Consider the following 17,553-nt stretch of genomic DNA (forward strand, 5'->3'; position numbering starts at 1 on the left):
GCCGCTAGTCTCTCGCCTCATCAAGGAAACATCATGCCATTACCCACTGCGGGCCAGTCGCTACTGGCACTGCACCTCGCCACGCTACTGTTTGGCGGTACCGCGCTATTCTCGCGAGCCTTGCCGCTGCCGGCGCTGGACATGACTACCTGGCGCAGCCTGATCGCTGGACTGGCGCTGGTGTGGCTGGCGCGACTCAAATGGAAGGTGACGCTGGGCATCGGTCGCGAGGCATGGCTGTGGCTGGGCGTGGCGGGCGTATTGATGGCCGTGCATTGGGTCACTTACTTCCATGCCATGCAGGTTTCCTCGGTGGCCACCGGCATGCTGGCGCTGTTCACCTACCCGGTGCTGCTGGTATTGCTCGAACCGCTGTTCGAACGCACCCGCATACAGCTCGGCGACCTGTTCGCCGCACTGCTGGTGCTGGCCGGGGTCTGGCTGCTGGTGCCCGGCGGGCCCAGCGCTTCGAGCGGCGTGCTGTGGGGGGTGTTTTCAGGATTGCTGTTCGCGCTGCGCAACCTGCTGGTGCGCTACAAGCTGCGCCATTTGAACCCGCTGCTGTCGATGGGCCTGCAGGCATTGATCGTGGTGGCGGTCACCCTGCCCTTCGTCAGTGATGCCGCGCTCGATGCGCCGCCCGCAACAGGCTTATGGATGCTCCTGCTGGCGCTGGTGTTCACCGCTACGCCGCACACCCTGATGACCTTCGCCCTCGCTGGCCTCAAGGCGCGCTCGGTCGGCCTGATCAGTTGCCTGCAGCCGGTCTACGGCACACTGCTGGCCTGGCTGATATTGAACGAACGACCCGGGCTCTGGACGCTGGCCGGCGGTGCGTTGATCGTCGCCGCCGCCGCCCTGGAAAGCGTGAAGAAGCGCTGACGTCGTCAGCCCAGCGCCAACCACAAGCCCACACCGACCATCAGCGTGCCGGCGATACGGTTGAGCAGGCGCACGTTGCCGCCCCTGGCCAGCAACCGGCTGGCGGTGCGTCCGCCGCTGGCGTATATCAACAGGCAGATCAGTTCGATGCTCAGGATCATCCCCACCAAGACCGCCAACTGCGGCGCCAGCGCCAGCGAGGCATCGAGAAACGGCGGCAGCAGCGCGATGAAAAACGCCCACCCCTTGGGGTTGGCGATGGCGGTCACGAACCCCTGCGACAGTAGCTGCCAGCGCGATACCGCCGGCGCCTCGAGGCGTTCCTGCGGAAACGCCATGCGCCCGCGCGAGCGCCACATCATGATGCCGAGATAGACCAGGTAGGCGCCACCCAGCCACTTGAAGGCCGTGAACAGCTCGGGCCGGCGCAGCATCAGTGTCGCCACCCCGGCACCGGCGGCCACCGCCACAAGTCCGACTCCCACCAGCTCGCCCGCCATCATCCATAACGCGCGGCGCACGCCTACCGTCATGCCCAGCACCATCGACAGCGTCATGCACATGCCCGGCGTCAGCGAAACCATGAAGAACGTCGGCACGAATACCGACAACAGCGATAGATTGATCACTCGTCCTCGCTCCCCAATCCCTGTACTTCTCCCCACCGGGGGGTCAATCGATGCTCTATCCCCAACTGATTGAGAATCCGCGCGACGATGAAATCGACCATCGCCTCGACACTCGCTGGACGATGATAAAAGCCCGGCGCCGCCGGCAGGATCACCGCGCCCATGCGCGTCAGGCTGAGCATGTGCTCGAGGTGAACGGCAGAGAACGGCGTTTCGCGCGGCACCAGGATCAGTTGGCGACGTTCCTTCAAGGCGACATCGGCGGCACGCTCGATCAAGTTGTTGCTGGCGCCGGTGGCCACCGCCGATAGCGTGCCGGTGGAGCACGGACAGATCACCATCGACGCCGGCGCTCCGGAGCCCGAGGCCACCGGCGCCATCCAGTCCTCGCGGCCGAAGCAGCGAATCTGGCCCGGCGCCGCGCCGCTGCGAGCGGTCAACGCTTCGGCCAGCCGCGCGGGCTGAGCCGGCAAGCGTTCATCGGTTTCGGTAGCAATGACCATCTGCGCGGCCTTGGAGATCATCACCCACACTTCGCGATTCGCGGCCACCAGGCAGTCGATCAGCCGCAGGCCGTACTGGGCGCCGGAGGCGCCGGTCAGCGCCACCGTGACGGGCGCACCGAACCCACAAGTCGACTCAGCCATGAGCGACCTCCAGCGCGGCCAGCAGCTTGGTGTGAATACCGCCGAAAGCGCCATTGGACATGATGACGATGCGGTCATTACGCCGCGCCTCGCCGACCAACTCCGCTACCAGTGTATCGATGTCATCGCTCTGGCGGGACGCCACGGCGCTTGCCGCGATGACCGCATCCAGCGACCAATCGAGCCCCGGCGGCTGATACCACCACACCGCATCGGCAGCGTTCACGCTCTCGCCCAGGCGCTCCTTGAGCGCTCCCAGGCGCATGGTGTTGGAACGCGGCTCGATCACCGCCAACAACCGCCCCAGTGGCGTAGCCGCACGCAACCCCTTGAGGGTACTGGCAATCGCCGTCGGGTGATGGGCAAAATCGTCGATGACCTGGATACCGGCAATCTCGCCGCGCACTTCCTGACGCCGGCGTGGTGTCTCGAAGCGCGCCAATGCCGCGCAGCCACGCGCCAGATCGACGCCGCAGGTCGCCGCCGCCGCTAAGGCGGCAAGCGCGTTGCGTGCGTTATGCTCGCCGGTCAGTGGCCAATCGACCACGCCATCTTCACCACCATGGATCACCCGAAAGCGGCTGGCGTCGTCGCGTTCCAGCACGAACCGCCAGGGGCTGCCATCGGCGCTGCCGAAACGCTCGATGGGCGTCCAGCAGCCCTGCTCCAGAACGCGCTCCAGCGCCGGTTCGCCATCGGCGACCAGCAACCGGCCATTGCCGGGCACCGTACGTACCAGATGGTGGAATTGACGCTCGATTGCCGCCAGATCAGGGAAGATATCGGCGTGATCGAACTCCAGATTGCCGAGCACGGCGACGTCGGGGTGGTAATGCACGAACTTGGAGCGCTTGTCGAAGAAGGCGGTGTCGTACTCGTCGGCTTCGACCACGAACGGTGCGCCTTCGCCACCCAACCGCGCCGACAGGCCGAAGTTGCGCGGCACGCCACCAATCAGAAAGCCCGGCGCCTGCCCGGCGCTTTCCAGCAGCCAGGCCAGCAGGCTGGCGGTGGTGGTCTTGCCGTGGGTGCCGGCGATGGCCAGCACACGCCGCCCCGGCAGTACATGGTCGGCTAGCCACTGCGGTCCGGAGGTATACGCAAGCTTGGCATCGAGCAACGCCTCGACTTCGGGATTGCCCCGCGATAGCGCGTTGCCGACCACCACCAGATCCGGGCGCGGCTCGAGATTGGCGGCCTGGTAGCCCTCGCATAGCACGATGCCGGCCTGTTCGAGTTGCGTACTCATCGGCGGGTAGACATTGGCATCCGAGCCGCTGACGCGATGACCCAACTCGCGGGCCAATAGCGCCAGGCTGCCCATGAAGGTGCCGCAGATGCCGAGAATATGGACGTGCATGCCAGGTCTCCCACCCTTGTATTGTCCGCATCGATAAGCGCGTGAGCCTAGCATGGCCCCGGATGGCCCGCCAGACGCCGCCACTGCCATGCACACGGCTCGCTGCCGTGCAGCAAGGCGTGCTTTCGGCTATGATATCCAGCCAATTTCCCGTCTATTTCGTTCAGCAGCTTGCAGGAGCAGAGGAAGCCCCATGGCTCAGCACAATGCCTTTTATGCCCAGTCCGGTGGCGTTACGGCCGTCATCAATGCCAGCGCTTGCGGCATCATCCAGACCTGTCGCCGCGAATCGGATCGGATCGGCAAGGTCTACGCCGGACACAACGGCATCATCGGCGCCCTGACCGAGGATCTGATCGACGTCACCCAGGAATCCGACGAGGCCATCGCCGCGCTGCGCCATACGCCGGGGGGCGCGTTCGGCTCCTGCCGCTACAAGCTCAAGGACATCGAGACGCATCGCACCCAGTACGAGCGGCTGATCGAGGTGTTCAAGGCTCACGATATTCGCTATTTCTTCTACAACGGCGGCGGCGACAGCGCCGACACCTGCCTCAAGGTTTCGCAGCTCTCCGAGAAGCTCGGTTATCCGCTGACCGCCATTCACGTCCCCAAGACCGTCGACAACGACCTGCCGATCACCGACAACTCACCCGGCTTCGGTAGCGTGGCCAAGTACATCGCCACCTCCACCCGCGAGGCTGGGCTGGACATCGCCTCGATGTGCGCCACCTCGACCAAGGTCTTCGTGCTCGAGGTGATGGGCCGTCACGCCGGCTGGATCGCCGCCTCCGGTGCGCTGGCCGGCAACGGCGTGAGCGAGCCGCCGCACCTGGTAATCTTTCCCGAGGTCCCCTTCGTTCGCGCCGCGGTCATGGCGCGCGTCGACGAGGCGGTCAAGCAGTACGGCTATTGCGTGATCGTGGTCTCCGAAGGCGCGCGTTACGAGGATGGCACCTTCCTCGCCGACGCCGGCAACACCGACGCCTTCGGGCATCGTCAGTTGGGTGGCGTGGCGCCGACACTGGCCGGCATGGTCAAGCAGGATCTGGGCTACAAGTACCACTGGGCGGTCGCCGATTACCTGCAACGCGCCGCGCGCCACCTGGCCTCGAAGACCGACGTCGAGCAGGCCTACGCGGTGGGCCGCAAGGCCGTCGAACTGGCGCTGGACGGCAAGAACGCCATGATGCCGGCGATCAAGCGTGTCAGCGACGCGCCTTACGAGTGGCGCGTCGAAGCCGCGCCGCTGGCCGAGGTCGCCAACCGCGAGAAATTCATGCCCCGCGATTTTATCCGCGAGGACGGTTTCGGCATCACCCCGGCCTGTCGTCGCTACCTGGCGCCGCTGATCCAGGGCGAGGACTACCCACCGTTCGAGAACGGCCTGCCCACGGTCGCCAAGCTGAAGCTGGCCAGGGTCGAGCGCAAGCTCCCCGAATTCAAGCTCTAGCGGTCCACGGCAAACCCGAACGCGGCCCGGCGATGACATAATGCCGGGCCGCACTCGTTCGTAAGGGTTTACTCCGCTCACAGCTCGCGAAAACGGCTATTTCAGCAGCCAGGAAAGCACCAGCAGCAACAACAGGATGCCCGCGATCCCCTGCCAGAAGCTGGCCGGCTCGCGCCGTGCTGGCGAGCCACTCGCCGAGCGTGTCGCCTGGCGCGGGTCACGCAATAGATAGAGAAATTCCGACAGGCGCCGGAAACGCAGCGAGCGCTGCGGATCCAATGCGCGGCGCAGGGCATCGTCGAGCTCTGCGCTGACTTCGGGGTTACGGGTACGCGCGCTGCGATACGTCATCTGTTCAAGCCCGGTATGACTGCGCAACTGATGCGGGGCCTGGGCATAGGGCACGGCACCGGTGAGCAGCCAGTAAATCGTCGAGGCCAGCGAGTATTGATCGCTACGCCGCCCGACATCGGTATCCAGCGCGTATTCCGGCGCGCTGTGCTCGCTCAGGCCGATCTGCCGGGCCAGCTCACGGGCTTTCTTGTGCCCATCGCCTTCGCGCAGGTGGCAGGCGCCAAAGTCGGCCAGCACCACTTGACCATGCGGGTCGACCAGGATGTTGTCGGGATGAATCTGCTGATGCAGTACATCGCGGCGATGCAGCGCCTGCACCGCCTGGGCCAATTGCCGGGCGATATCCAGGCGCTGGTCAAGACTCGCCTGAGGATGCCGCCGCGCCCACTCGGTAAGCGTCTCGCCGCCGATGAAACCCATCAGGTAATAGAGATAGCGCCGTGGCCGCGATGGCTCGACGACCCTGGCCACGAACGGCGAATTGACGCGCTCGACGACCCATTGCTGCAACAAAAAATGCTCGAGATAGGCGTTGCGGCTCGACAGCTCCGGGCTTGGCGCTTTCATGACCATTTCGCGGTCGCTACGCAAATCGCGCATGCGATAAACCCTGGCATGCGCGGTACGCGACAACACCGCCTGGACTTCCATGCCATCGAGTCGGTCGCCGACGCCAAGCTCCGACGGCACCGGCAGGTCGCCGTAGAGCCGCCCGGGGTGGTCGACCTGCTCCGCGGGCAGGCGGTCGATGCGCACCAGTTGGAAACAGAACTGCTCGGCGCCGTAACCTCGCTCGGCGGCGCGCAACTGCGCTGCCTCGGCCAGCCGCTCGCAGGCCGCATCGAGATCGCTGACGTCGCTACGAATCAATTGCACGTAATCGGAAGGCATTAGGGTGCCGCGTACCGCGCGCGTCGTGAACAGGAACAGGTCGCCCTGCTTGAGCGGCATGCGCACGTAATCGATATCCAGACTGCCGTCCAGCCCCAGCGCCCGCGACGGATAACGATAACCGCCCAGATCGGTGACGTGATCGCGGGTCAGTTGCTCGAACTCGGCACCGCGCAAGCGAAACACCAGCGTATCGCCCATGTGAAAAAGGTGCGCCTCGCGGCCCCGGTAGACCATCGCCGACAGCGAACTGACGTAGCTGCCGCCTTCGATATGCCCGCTCTGGCTGTAGCTCCAGCTATTCAAGGCACGCAGCACGCGCGTCGCGGAATTCTTGACGTCCCAGTGATCGGGTGTCGAGTAGTAGTCGGCGAGAAAGCTGCGCACGCTAAGGTCGCCAGCCTGCTTGGCGATGGCATTGCGCCAGGTGGAATCACTGATCAGAGCGCTCGCCCCCTTGGCACTCAAGGCATTGCCTTCGGCGATGCGTACTGACATCGAGCTGCGATGATGCCGGCGCTCGGGGGCAACGAAGGCCTGGCCGTAACTCAGGGACAAAACTTGCTCCGCCAACGTCGTCTCTCCTCGCTGTAGCATGGCCGCGCGCCTATGATACACCGAGGATGGGCCAGGCAGCCTATCGTCCATTAGGTGACACCCGGGCACGCTTGGGGCTCGGTTCGGATTGGTAATCGGCTGAGGCAGTTCGTATAATTCGCCGGATTTCGCGCTATGCCAACCGCAAGGACTCGACGATGAGCTTCAACCAGATTCCCGCTGGCAAGGATCTTCCCAACGACGTTTATGTCGTGATCGAGATCCCTGCCAATCACAGTCCGATCAAATACGAGATCGACAAGGACATGGACGCGCTGATGGTCGACCGCTTCATGGCCACGCCGATGTTCTACCCGGCCAACTATGGCTTCATTCCCAACACGCTGGCCGACGATGGCGACGCCCTCGATGCATTGGTCGTCACGCCGCATCCGGTGCAGCCCGGCAGCGTGATTCGCGCACGTCCGGTGGGCGTACTCAACATGACCGACGAAGCCGGGGAAGACGCCAAGCTGGTATGCGTGCCGCACGGCAAGCTGTCCTCGCTGTATGACGAGGTTCAGGAAGTCGTCGATCTGCCCGAGCTGCTGCGCCAGCAGATCGCCCACTTCTTCGAGAACTACAAGGATCTCGAGAAAGGCAAGTGGGTCAAGGTCGAATCCTGGGACGGCGCCGATGCCGCGCGCCAGGCGATCGAGAAGGCCGTGGCCGCCTATACCAAGCAGTGAACCTCGCCGTGTAGCAATGCATCGGGCCGCCTATCCAGGCGGCCCGATGCGTTATGGCGCAAAGCAGCTCGATCAGCTTTTCGAGCCTGGTGTCGTCGCCGGCACTTTGGGCGGCGACGAGAGCGACTCGCCAGCCGGCTCGTTGGCCGAGGGACTAGCGGCATTCGAAGCCTCTGGCGCGGGAGCCTGCTCGGCACTCTGGGTATCTTGCTGAGCGCTCGGGGTATCTTGCTGACCGCTGCCAGTGGACTGGGCACCGCCTGCCTCGCCACCCGTAGCCTGGCCTGGCGCGGGCTCTTTGCTGGGTGCCGCCTGCTTGCCGGCGGGCCGGTCGCTCCCGCCACCCTGCGCATCGCCAGCCGGGGCCGCCTTCGATGCGGCATTGGCCGCTGGCTCGACCGCCACGTCAGCGACGCTATCGGCTAGCGAGCCGGCCAGTTCGCTGACCGCCAGGGTGTGATTGGCCAACACCAGCGAATGGTTGGCGAAGATACCGAAACCGGAGCCGTTGAGAATGATCGGGCTCCATACCCGGCGCTGCGCGAGCTCCAGTTCGGCTATCATCCGCTCGACATCGCCAGACACTCCGGCCTTGGCCAACACGTCACTGTAATCGCGCGCCACGGCCTGGAGCAGATGCATCGCCGCCCAGGCATCGCCGCGTGCCTCGAAGAAGACATTGTCGATCCGAAACCAGGGTGTGGCATCCGGCAGGTCGGCCTCGCCAACGCCCAACTGGCGCAGCGCATCGGGGTCATCGACACTCGCCGACAGGCGGTTGGTCAGCTCGCCGAAACGTGCACTGAGCGAATGCAGCCACTCGGCCAGGCCGCTACCGTCGTCAACGAAGCCGCTCGCGTCCTGCCCCGACAGGTTGGCCAGATATTCTTCCAGCACAGCCACGGCCTTGGCATAGCGTTTCTCGGCGGCCGGATAGAGCCAATCCTGGCTGTCCGTGGCCAGTGCCTCGCCGGCCTGCTGCAAGGCTCCGGCATTCTCGGCACTCAACGCCGGTAGCGCCTGGGCCATCAGCCGGGCCTCATGCAACACGCCATATTCCCAGTTCGGCATGTTATCCAGCCACACGCCTGGCGGCGCCACGTCGTTACGCAGATAGCCACCCGGCTTGTCGAGCAGGGTTTCGATGGCGGTCATCAGGCTGGCGACCGTCACGCTACCGCGCGCCGCCGGCTGTGAGGACGCCTGGCCGCGCTGCTCAACAACCGCCTGCTCGACGCTGAAGTCATCCGGTCGTTGGCTCCACCAGATCCCGAGACCGATGCAGATCACCAGATAGAGCACCAGCAGCACCAGCAGCGGCTTCCATATCCAGCCGTACTCGGGGCGCTCCAGCACCTCGGTACGACCACGCTTGCGATTGCGAAGAGTTGTCATGTCCACGACGTCCTTGGGCGTGACGATTGAGAATTGGTTCCACCGGAAGGGTATCCTATCATGCAGCATTCGGCGCGCCGCGACTCTCAACGCGGAACTCGCTAACGCACCGAGGGTCGCAAGCTGCGCCTCGCGCTTTTCAAAGGCTCGTCAAGGGCTTCGTTCAAGCCCATTCAAGGATCGCCGTTTCGATGCTACGCCCACTTACCCTGCTGTCCCTGCTGATTCTCTGGCTATTCGCCGCAACCGCTCAAGCCGGCTGGTTCGACGATAACGTCCGCGATGACGACTTCCTGCCGGTCGATGAGGCCTTCCAGGCCAGCACCTGGCACGACGAGGACACGCTCTACGTGGGCTTCGAAAACGCCGAGGGCTATTACCTTTACCGGCATCGCTTCGCTATCGAGAGTCTTGAGAACGGCGTCACCCTGGGCGAGCCGCAATTGCCGCCCGGCGAGTTCAAGACCGATGAATTCCTCGGCGACGTGTATGTCTTCTACGACCGCGTGGTGATGGCCGTACCCTTCAGCGGCACGCCGGATGGCGGCCTCGATGCCGCCGTGACCTTTCAGGGCTGTGCCGATGCCGGCCTGTGCTATCCGCCCGAGCGGCTGACGCTGACCTCGCTGCCGGGCTCGCCACCCGCTGCGTTTTCCAGCATCGATGCCAGCGTTAACGGCGACATCGCCGCAACGACACCGCCGCCCGACACAAACGGCTCGGCGGTGCCACTCAGTGAAGACAGCCGCTTTCGCACGCTGCTCGACGACGCCCGCCCGCTGACGGTATTGGGCCTGTTCTTCCTCGCCGGGCTAGGGCTGACCTTTACACCCTGCGTCTTGCCGATGGTCCCGATTCTATCGTCGATCATCGTCGGTCAGAACGCCGGACGCGCCCGCGCGCTGGGCCTGTCGGCCAGCTACGTCGGCGGCATGGCTATAACCTATGCACTCGTTGGCGTGTTGATGGGGCTGTTCGGCGCCGGGCTCAACCTTCAGGCGCGACTGCAATCGCCCTGGGTGCTGATTCCGTTCGCCGCGCTGTTCGTGCTCTTCGCGCTGGCGATGTTCGGGCTCTTCGACCTGAAGCTGTCGCCACGCATGGCCGCCCGCGTCGATGGCTGGCAAATGCGCCTGCAGAACAGCGGTCCCGCTGGCCTGGCGCTGGCCGGCGCGCTGTCGGTCGCGGTGGTGTCGCCCTGCGTGTCGGCGCCGCTGGCCGGCGCGCTGGTGTTCATCTCGACGACCGGCGATGCGCTGATGGGTGGCTGGGCGCTGCTGTCGCTGGCGTTGGGGATGGGCGTACCGCTGCTGCTGGTAGGCACCTTCGGCACCACCCTGCTGCCACGCTCCGGCGCCTGGATGAATGGCGTCAAGGTGGCCTTCGGCGTGCTGCTGCTGGGCATCGCCATCTGGCTGATCGCCCGCCTGCTGCCCGGCCCAGTGGCACTGCTGCTGTGGGGAGCGCTGGCAGTGGGCAGCGCGCTCGCGCTCGGTGCGCTGAGCGTCAATCAGCGCCAAGGCTGGCCACGCGTTCGCCAGGCCGCGGGCATCGTGCTGCTGGCCTGGGGCGTCGCGCTAGTGCTGGGCGCCGCGCGGGGTGGCGAAAATCCACTGCGCCCGCTGGCCAGCCTCGGCACACCCAGCGCAGCCGCCGAGACGCTCGCCTTCACCCGCGTGACGACGCTGGCCCAACTCGAGGAACAACTGGCCCGCGCGGCGCGGCTCGGCCGGCCGGCTTTTGTCGATTTCAGCGCCGACTGGTGTATCTCCTGCAAGATCATGGAACGTGACGTCTTCCCCGCCCCGGCAGTCGCCGAACGGCTCGCCGACTTTCATCGCATCCGCGCCGATGTCACCGCCACCGACGCCGACAGCCGCGCCCTGCTCGATCATTTCGGACTGTTCGGGCCGCCCAGCCTGCTGTTCTTCGCCCACGGCGAGGAACTGCGCCAGGCACGCATTCAGGGTGAAGTCGACGCCGCCACCTTCGCCGCCCACCTCGAACGGTTGATCCAGCACCTCAACGCCGATGGACAAAGTGCCTAACTTCCTAAAACGGTCGTTTAAATCCATCCCTCCCGCAACGATCCGTCGCCAACTGGACAACATCGCGTATTTTCGGCACACTCCGCCATCACTGGCCCAATAGGCGGCCCGGGACGGCATCTTGCGGGAATCTGCCGTGATCCGGTCGAAGTTTGAACAGGTTAACAGCGTTACCCGAGGACTCTTAATGGCCCGACTACTGGTACTCAACGGCCCCAACCTGAATCTGCTGGGCACCCGCGAACCCGAGGTATACGGGACCACGACCCTGGAAGACATTCGCCTGAGCCTGACCACGCGAGCCTTCGAGGGCGGCCATCAACTCGATTGGCTGCAATCCAATGCCGAGCATGAGTTGATCGCCCGCGTGCACGGCGCGCGCGACGACGGTACCGACTTCATCCTGATCAATCCCGCCGCCTTTACCCATACCAGCGTCGCCCTGCGCGATGCGCTGACCGGCGTGGCCATCCCGTTCATCGAATTGCACCTGTCCAACGTTCACGCCCGCGAGCCGTTTCGCGCCCATTCGTATTTCTCCGATGTGGCGGTGGGGGTCATCTGCGGCTTCGGTGCCGACAGCTATCAACTCGCATTGGATGCGGCCCTGCAACGCCTGGCCTAGGCCTGCGTCGTATCGTGCCCAAGCCCATTCACACTGAAGAGACATCGACATGGATATCCGTAAAGTCAAAAAGCTGATCGAACTGTTGGAAGAGTCCAACATCAGCGAGATCGAAATCCAGGAAGGCGAAGAGTCGGTACGCATCAGTCGTCATCCACATGGCGCGCCGAGCCAGGCGATGCCGATGGCCATGCACCAACCCCAATACCCGCCCCAGTGGAGCGCCCAGCAGGCACCCATGCACGCACCGGCAGCGGAGCCCGCCCACGCGGAATCCGAGTCCCAGGCACCCGCCCAGCCAGCCGGCCACGCCGTTACCTCGCCAATGGTCGGCACTTTCTATCGCGCCCCAGCACCCGGCTCCAAGCCGTTCGTCGAGGTCGGTCAGAGCGTCAAGAAGGGCGAGACCATCTGTATCGTCGAAGCCATGAAAATGATGAATCAGATCGAGTCCGACAAGGACGGCACGATCGAAGCCATCCTGGTCGAGGACGGCGAGCCGGTCGAATTCGACCAGCCAATGCTGATCATCTCCTGAACCACGAATGGACAATCCCATGTTGGATAAGGTACTCATCGCCAACCGTGGCGAGATCGCCCTGCGCATCCTGCGCGCCTGCAAGGAACTGGGCATCCGCACCGTCGCGGTACATTCCAAGGCCGACCGCGAACTGATGCATGTACGCCTGGCCGACGAAGCGGTCTGCATCGGCCCGGCGGCCTCGACGCAGTCCTACCTCAATATTCCGGCGCTGATCAGTGCCGCCGAGGTCACCGACGCCAGCGCCATTCACCCCGGCTACGGCTTTCTCTCCGAGAATGCCGACTTCGCCGAGCAGGTCGAACGCTCCGGCTTCGTGTTCATCGGCCCACGCGCCGAGACCATTCGCCTGATGGGCGACAAGGTCAGTGCCATCGAGTCCATGAAAGAAGCCGGCGTGCCTACCGTGCCGGGCTCCGACGGCCCACTGCCGGAGGACGGCGACGCGCTACTCGCCACCGCCCGGCGCATCGGTTACCCGGTGATCATCAAGGCCGCCGCCGGCGGTGGCGGACGCGGCATGCGCGTGGTGCATAGCGAGGCTCACCTGCTCTCTTCGGTCAGCGTGACCAAGAGCGAGGCCAGCGCCGCGTTCGGCGACGGCACGGTCTACATGGAGAAGTTTCTCGAGCAGCCGCGTCACGTCGAGGTCCAGGTGCTGGCCGATGGTCAGGGCAATGCGATACACCTCTTTGATCGCGACTGTTCGCTGCAGCGCCGTCATCAGAAGGTGCTCGAGGAGGCGCCGGCCCCGCATATCGACCCCGACGCTCGCGCCAAGGTGCTCAAGGCGTGTATCGATGCCTGCAACAAGATCGGTTATCGCGGCGCTGGCACCTTCGAGTTTCTCTACGAGAAAGGCCAGTTCTTCTTCATCGAGATGAACACTCGGGTCCAGGTCGAGCACCCGGTCACCGAAATGGTCACCGGCGTGGATATCGTCAAGGAGCAGCTACGCATCGCTTCCGGCCTGCCACTGTCGATCACGCAGGAAGACGTCGAGCTCAACGGTCATGCCTTCGAGTGTCGTATCAACGCCGAAGACGCACGCACCTTCATGCCCTCGCCGGGCAAGGTGACGCTCTATCATGCGCCGGGCGGGCTCGGCGTGCGCATGGACTCGCACCTTTACACCGGCTATACGGTGCCGCCTCATTACGACTCGCTGATCGGCAAGCTGATCACCTGGGGCGAGAACCGCGAGATCGCCTTGACCCGCATGCGTAATGCGCTCGATGAACTGCTGGTGGAAGGCATCAAGTCCAACATCGATCTGCAAAAGGATCTGGTGCGCGACGCCAACTTCCAGCAAGGCGGCGTGAACATCCATTACCTGGAGAAAAAGCTCGGCGCTTGACCCCCGAGCCGACTCCCAAGGGCAGCCTGGCTGCCCTTCTTTTTTGGAGCCTGCCATGCCCTGGCTGCAACTCAAGGCGCGCGTCGCACCCGAGCAGGCCGAGACCCTCGAGGAACTGCTGTTGGCCGAGGGCGCCACGGCCATCACCCTGCAGGATGCCCACGACGACCCGGTTTTCGAGCCCGATCGCGGCACCACGCCGCTGTGGTTCGAAACGGTACTGACCGGGCTCTACGACAATCTGGAAGATATCGAGCCGATGCTCGAACGGGTCCGCCAGGCCTGGGCGATGGAGATGGCCGACGAGCCGTGCCCCGAGATCGAGTTCGAACTGCTCGCCGATCGCGATTGGGAACGCGAATGGATGGATGGCTTCACGCCGCTGAAGATGGGCGAGCGCTTGTGGATCGTACCCAGTTGGCATGATGCCCCGGAGCCCGGCGCCGTCAATCTGCTGCTCGACCCCGGCCTGGCCTTCGGTACCGGCACCCATCCGACTACCGCGCTGTGCCTGGGCTGGCTCGACGCATTGAGTGGCGATGGCGAACTCGATGGTTGCGACGTGCTGGATTTCGGCTGCGGTTCGGGCATTCTCGCCATCGCCGCGCTCAAGCTCGGTGCGACGCGGGCCGTGGGTACCGATATCGACCCTCAGGCGCTAACCGCCAGTCGCGATAACGCCCAGCGCAATGCCATCGCCGATGACGACTTCACACTGCTATTGCCGGAGGCGCTACCCAGTGCCACCGATCAACGTTTCGCGGTGGTCGTCGCCAATATTCTTGCCGGGCCGCTGGTCGAACTGGCACCGCTCATCGCTGGCCATGTCGCTCCCGGTGGCCGGCTGGCGCTGTCCGGCATTCTCGCCAGCCAGGCCGATGAGGTCAGCGATGCCTACCGCGATCAGGGGCTTGCGATGGACGAGCCCGCCGAACGCGACGGCTGGGTGCGGCTGACCGGTAGGCGCCCGACAAGCTAGGAAGTCGCAGCGTTGATCGCTACCGGCCTTCAATCCAGACGCTTCGGTCGGTATCATGTGCAACCCCTTGTGTCCGAGACTGCGAATCACGATGCCTGCCAGCGCCTGCGTCGAGCCACCCGCCATTGGCCCCTACCGATTGCCCAACCGGGTCATCCTGGCGCCCATGGCCGGTGTTACCGACCGCCCGTTTCGCCAGCTCTGCCGCAAGCTCGGCGCCGGCCTGGTGGTATCGGAAATGGTCATCGCCGACCCTAGCCTGTGGCATACCCGCAAATCGCGCGCGAGGCTCGATCATCGCGGCGAACCGGGTCCGCGTTCGGTACAGATTGCCGGTGGCGATCCCGAAATGCTCGCCGACGCCGCCCGCCAAAGTGCCGCTCGGGGCGCGCAGATCGTCGACATCAACATGGGTTGCCCGGCGAAAAAGGTCTGCAACAAGGCAGCCGGTTCGGCACTGTTGCGCGACGAACGGCTGGTCGCCGAGATTCTTGAAGCGGTGGTCGCCGCGGTCGATATCCCGGTGACGTTGAAGATTCGCACCGGCTGGTGTGCAGACAGCAATAACGGAGTACGCGTGGCGCGGATTGCCGAGCAGACCGGCATTCAGGCCCTGGCGGTGCATGGCCGTACCCGCGAGCAGCGCTATACCGGGTGCGCCGAGTACGACACCATCGCCGCGATCAAGGCCGCGGTGACGATCCCCGTATTCGCCAACGGCGATATTACATCGCCCGAGAAAGCTGCCGAGGTCCTCGTCTATACTGGTGCGGATGCCGTGATGATCGGTCGTGGCGCCCAGGGCAATCCTTGGATATTTCGCCAGATAGATCACTACCTGCGCACCGGTAGGATACTGGCCGAGCCATCCGGCGCCGAGCGGCGTACGGTGATGCAGGGCCATCTCGAGGCGCTGCATGCCTTTTACGGCGATCACATGGGCGTGCGTATCGCGCGCAAGCACATCGGCTGGTATCTGGGCACCCGCGAGGACGCCAAGCGCCTGCGGGCGAGCTTCAACGCCCTGGAAAGCCCTGACGCACAACGTCATTTCGTCGATGAACTGTTTCGCCAGGCGGATTCGCCGGCGACAAATGGAATTAATGCAGCATGACCAGCAGGCAAGCCATTACATCCGACCAGGAGCCACTCGACACGCCTCCCGCGCCTCCCGCTATTCTACCTCGCGGGCAGACGCTACGTGAGGCGGTCGACGACGCCATGCGGCGCTACTTCACCCATCTCGACGGCGAAACGGTGACCGACCTTTACGCCATGGTGATCGCCGAGGTCGAGGCGCCGCTGCTTTGCGCCGTGCTCGAGCACGCCAGCGGCAACCAGACCCGCGCCGCCGACATCCTCGGCCTGAATCGCGGCACGCTGCGCAAGAAGCTCAAGCAGTACGACCTGATCTGATCGTATATTTCGAGAGGGGAGCCCTGCTGACGGCTCCCCTTTTGCGTTTTTCAAGCTATTGGCACTCAAGAGTGGAGCATCATGGCCGAACAACCTTCCAAGCCCCCTGCCTTGCCGGTGCGTCGTGCACTGATCAGCGTCTCGGACAAGACCGGTATCGTCGATTTCGCGCGTGGTCTCGCCGCGCGTGGGGTGGCATTGTTATCCACCGGCGGCACCTATCGCCTGCTCGAGGATAACGACATCGCCGTTACCGAGGTTTCCGAGCACACCGGTTTTCCCGAGATCATGGATGGCCGCGTCAAGACCCTGCACCCCAAGATCCACGGCGGCATTCTCGGGCGGCGAGGCCAGGACGATGCGATCATGGACGAGCACGCCATCGATCCCATCGACATGGTGGTGGTCAACCTTTATCCGTTCGCCCAAACCGTCGCCAAGCCCGATTGCACGCTCGATGATGCCATCGAGAACATCGATATCGGCGGACCGACCATGGTTCGCGCCTGCGCCAAGAACCACGCCCATACCACCATCGTCGTCGACAACGGCGACTACGCCAGAGTACTCGGCGAACTGGCCGCGCTGGATGGCGCGGTGAGCGATACCACCCGCTTCGACCTGGCGGTCAAGGCCTTCGAGCACACCGCCGGCTATGACGCGGCCATCGCCAATTACCTGGGCCAGCAAGTGGAAGGCGGCGAGCCGGGTTTCCCGCGCACCTACAACGTGCAGTTGCACAAGAAGCAGGCGATGCGCTATGGCGAGAACCCGCATCAGCAGGCGGCTTTCTATGTCGAGGCCGGCGCTGGAGAAGCCAGCGTCTCCACCGCGCGGCAGCGCCAGGGCAAGGCGCTGTCGTTCAACAATGTCGCCGATACGGATGCCGCCTTCGAATGCGTCAAGGCGTTCGGCGATACCGCCTGCGTGATCGTCAAGCACGCCAATCCCTGCGGCGTGGCGCTGGGCGAAACGCCGCTGGCGGCTTATGAAAAGGCCTTCGCCACCGACCCGACCAGCGCCTTCGGCGGCATCATCGCCTTCAACGTGCCACTCGATGCCGAGACCGCGCGGGCGATCGTCGCCCGCCAGTTCGTCGAGGTGATCATCGCGCCGGGTGTAGCGGACGAAGCCGCCGCGATCGTCGCCGAGAAGCCCAACGTGCGCCTGCTCGACACCGGTGAGAACTGGCCCGGTGAACGCCAGCGCGCGCATGACTTCAAGCGCGTCAGCGGTGGGTTGCTGGTGCAGGATCGCGATCTGGGCATGGTTAGCCGCGACGAGTTGAAGGTGGTCACCGAGCGCGCGCCCTCCGAGCAGGAACTGCGCGACCTGGCCTTCGCCTGGCGCGTCGCCAAGTACGTCAAGTCCAACGCCATCGTCTATGCCCAGCAAGGCCAGACCATCGGCGTCGGCGCTGGCCAGATGAGCCGCGTTTATTCAGCCAGGATCGCCGGCATCAAGGCCGCCGACGAAGGCCTGACGGTGCCCGGCTCGGTGATGGCGTCGGATGCCTTCTTCCCGTTTCGCGATGGCATCGATGCCGCGGCGGCAGCCGGCATCACCGCGGTGATTCAGCCCGGTGGCTCGATGCGCGATCAGGAAGTCATCGATGCCGCCAACGAGGCAGGCATTGCGATGGTGTTTACCGGCATGCGGCATTTCAGGCACTGACGCCTGCGGCAAGCTA

General features: G+C 64.6%; 16 protein-coding genes. 11 read left to right on the top strand and 5 right to left on the bottom strand.

Annotation, left to right across the window (positions count from 1 at the left end):
* Positions 1–33 precede the first annotated feature (33 nt).
* Positions 34–882 (top strand): DMT family transporter, encoded by an 849-nt coding sequence (locus BLR92_RS12360; protein ID WP_089729003.1) that lies wholly within the window; start codon positions 34–36, stop codon positions 880–882.
* A 5-nt stretch (positions 883–887) separates the two neighbouring features.
* Here BLR92_RS12360 and BLR92_RS12365 read toward each other — a convergent pair whose 3' ends face one another.
* From BLR92_RS12365 to mpl, 3 genes are read right to left on the bottom strand one after another with little or no spacing between them, the layout of a single operon-like run.
* On the bottom strand, positions 888–1,511 hold the full coding sequence (locus BLR92_RS12365; RefSeq protein ID WP_175488805.1) for a LysE family translocator: 624 nt from the start codon (positions 1,509–1,511) through the stop codon (positions 888–890).
* Positions 1,508–2,158, bottom strand: coding sequence for a flavin prenyltransferase UbiX (locus BLR92_RS12370; RefSeq protein WP_089729005.1), 651 nt, complete (start codon positions 2,156–2,158; stop codon positions 1,508–1,510). The genes BLR92_RS12365 and BLR92_RS12370 overlap by 4 nt, the downstream gene beginning before the upstream one ends.
* Entirely contained in the window at positions 2,151–3,518 is a 1,368-nt protein-coding gene (mpl, locus tag BLR92_RS12375) for a UDP-N-acetylmuramate:L-alanyl-gamma-D-glutamyl-meso-diaminopimelate ligase (RefSeq protein ID WP_089729007.1), read from the bottom strand. Before mpl ends, BLR92_RS12370 begins: the two co-directional genes overlap by 8 nt.
* A gap of 193 nt (positions 3,519–3,711) precedes the next feature.
* On the opposite strand from mpl, the gene BLR92_RS12380 reads away from it, so the two are divergent.
* A complete protein-coding gene (locus BLR92_RS12380) occupies positions 3,712–4,971 on the top strand; it encodes a 6-phosphofructokinase (RefSeq protein ID WP_089729009.1) in 1,260 nt (419 codons plus the stop codon).
* Positions 4,972–5,067: 96 nt separating this feature from the next.
* Here the strand turns inward: BLR92_RS12380 and BLR92_RS12385 are convergent, their stop codons facing one another.
* Positions 5,068–6,714: a protein kinase domain-containing protein gene (locus tag BLR92_RS12385; RefSeq protein WP_370659226.1), complete on the bottom strand. Its 1,647-nt coding sequence runs from the start codon at positions 6,712–6,714 to the stop codon at positions 5,068–5,070.
* Between the two features lie 257 nt (positions 6,715–6,971).
* Here BLR92_RS12385 and ppa point away from each other — a divergent pair, with 257 nt between their 5' ends.
* Positions 6,972–7,502, top strand: a complete 531-nt coding sequence (gene ppa / locus BLR92_RS12390) for an inorganic diphosphatase (RefSeq protein WP_089729013.1) — start codon at positions 6,972–6,974, stop codon at positions 7,500–7,502.
* Positions 7,503–7,574: 72 nt separating this feature from the next.
* Here ppa and BLR92_RS12395 read toward each other — a convergent pair whose 3' ends face one another.
* The gene (locus tag BLR92_RS12395) at positions 7,575–8,897 is read right to left on the bottom strand and encodes a DUF2333 family protein (protein ID WP_245704199.1); all 1,323 of its coding nucleotides are present in this window, start codon (positions 8,895–8,897) and stop codon (positions 7,575–7,577) included.
* Between the two features lie 191 nt (positions 8,898–9,088).
* Between BLR92_RS12395 and dsbD the strand changes: the two genes are divergently transcribed.
* The 8 genes from dsbD (at position 9,089) to purH (ending at position 17,537) form a co-directional block, all read left to right on the top strand.
* On the top strand, positions 9,089–10,945 hold the full coding sequence (gene dsbD / locus BLR92_RS12400; protein ID WP_089729016.1) for a protein-disulfide reductase DsbD: 1,857 nt from the start codon (positions 9,089–9,091) through the stop codon (positions 10,943–10,945).
* 187 nt (positions 10,946–11,132) lie between these two features.
* A complete protein-coding gene (aroQ, locus tag BLR92_RS12405) occupies positions 11,133–11,570 on the top strand; it encodes a type II 3-dehydroquinate dehydratase (protein ID WP_089729018.1) in 438 nt (145 codons plus the stop codon).
* 49 nt (positions 11,571–11,619) lie between these two features.
* Positions 11,620–12,108 carry an acetyl-CoA carboxylase biotin carboxyl carrier protein gene (accB, locus tag BLR92_RS12410; protein WP_089729019.1) on the top strand — a complete coding sequence of 163 codons (489 nt, stop codon included), beginning with the start codon at positions 11,620–11,622 and terminating at the stop codon, positions 12,106–12,108.
* A 19-nt stretch (positions 12,109–12,127) separates the two neighbouring features.
* Entirely contained in the window at positions 12,128–13,468 is a 1,341-nt protein-coding gene (accC, locus tag BLR92_RS12415; protein WP_089729021.1) for an acetyl-CoA carboxylase biotin carboxylase subunit, read from the top strand.
* A gap of 55 nt (positions 13,469–13,523) precedes the next feature.
* Positions 13,524–14,447 carry a 50S ribosomal protein L11 methyltransferase gene (gene prmA, locus BLR92_RS12420; protein WP_089729022.1) on the top strand — a complete coding sequence of 308 codons (924 nt, stop codon included), beginning with the start codon at positions 13,524–13,526 and terminating at the stop codon, positions 14,445–14,447.
* A 91-nt stretch (positions 14,448–14,538) separates the two neighbouring features.
* Positions 14,539–15,561 carry a tRNA dihydrouridine synthase DusB gene (gene dusB / locus BLR92_RS12425; protein WP_089729024.1) on the top strand — a complete coding sequence of 341 codons (1,023 nt, stop codon included), beginning with the start codon at positions 14,539–14,541 and terminating at the stop codon, positions 15,559–15,561.
* Entirely contained in the window at positions 15,558–15,863 is a 306-nt protein-coding gene (gene fis / locus BLR92_RS12430; protein WP_089729026.1) for a DNA-binding transcriptional regulator Fis, read from the top strand. Before dusB ends, fis begins: the two co-directional genes overlap by 4 nt.
* Positions 15,864–15,944: 81 nt before the next feature.
* The gene (gene purH / locus BLR92_RS12435; RefSeq protein WP_089729028.1) at positions 15,945–17,537 is read left to right on the top strand and encodes a bifunctional phosphoribosylaminoimidazolecarboxamide formyltransferase/IMP cyclohydrolase; all 1,593 of its coding nucleotides are present in this window, start codon (positions 15,945–15,947) and stop codon (positions 17,535–17,537) included.
* Positions 17,538–17,553 lie beyond the last annotated feature (16 nt).

The sequence above is a fragment of the Modicisalibacter muralis genome (assembly GCF_900102945.1).
GTDB classification, from domain to species: Bacteria; Pseudomonadota; Gammaproteobacteria; order Pseudomonadales; family Halomonadaceae; genus Modicisalibacter; species Modicisalibacter muralis.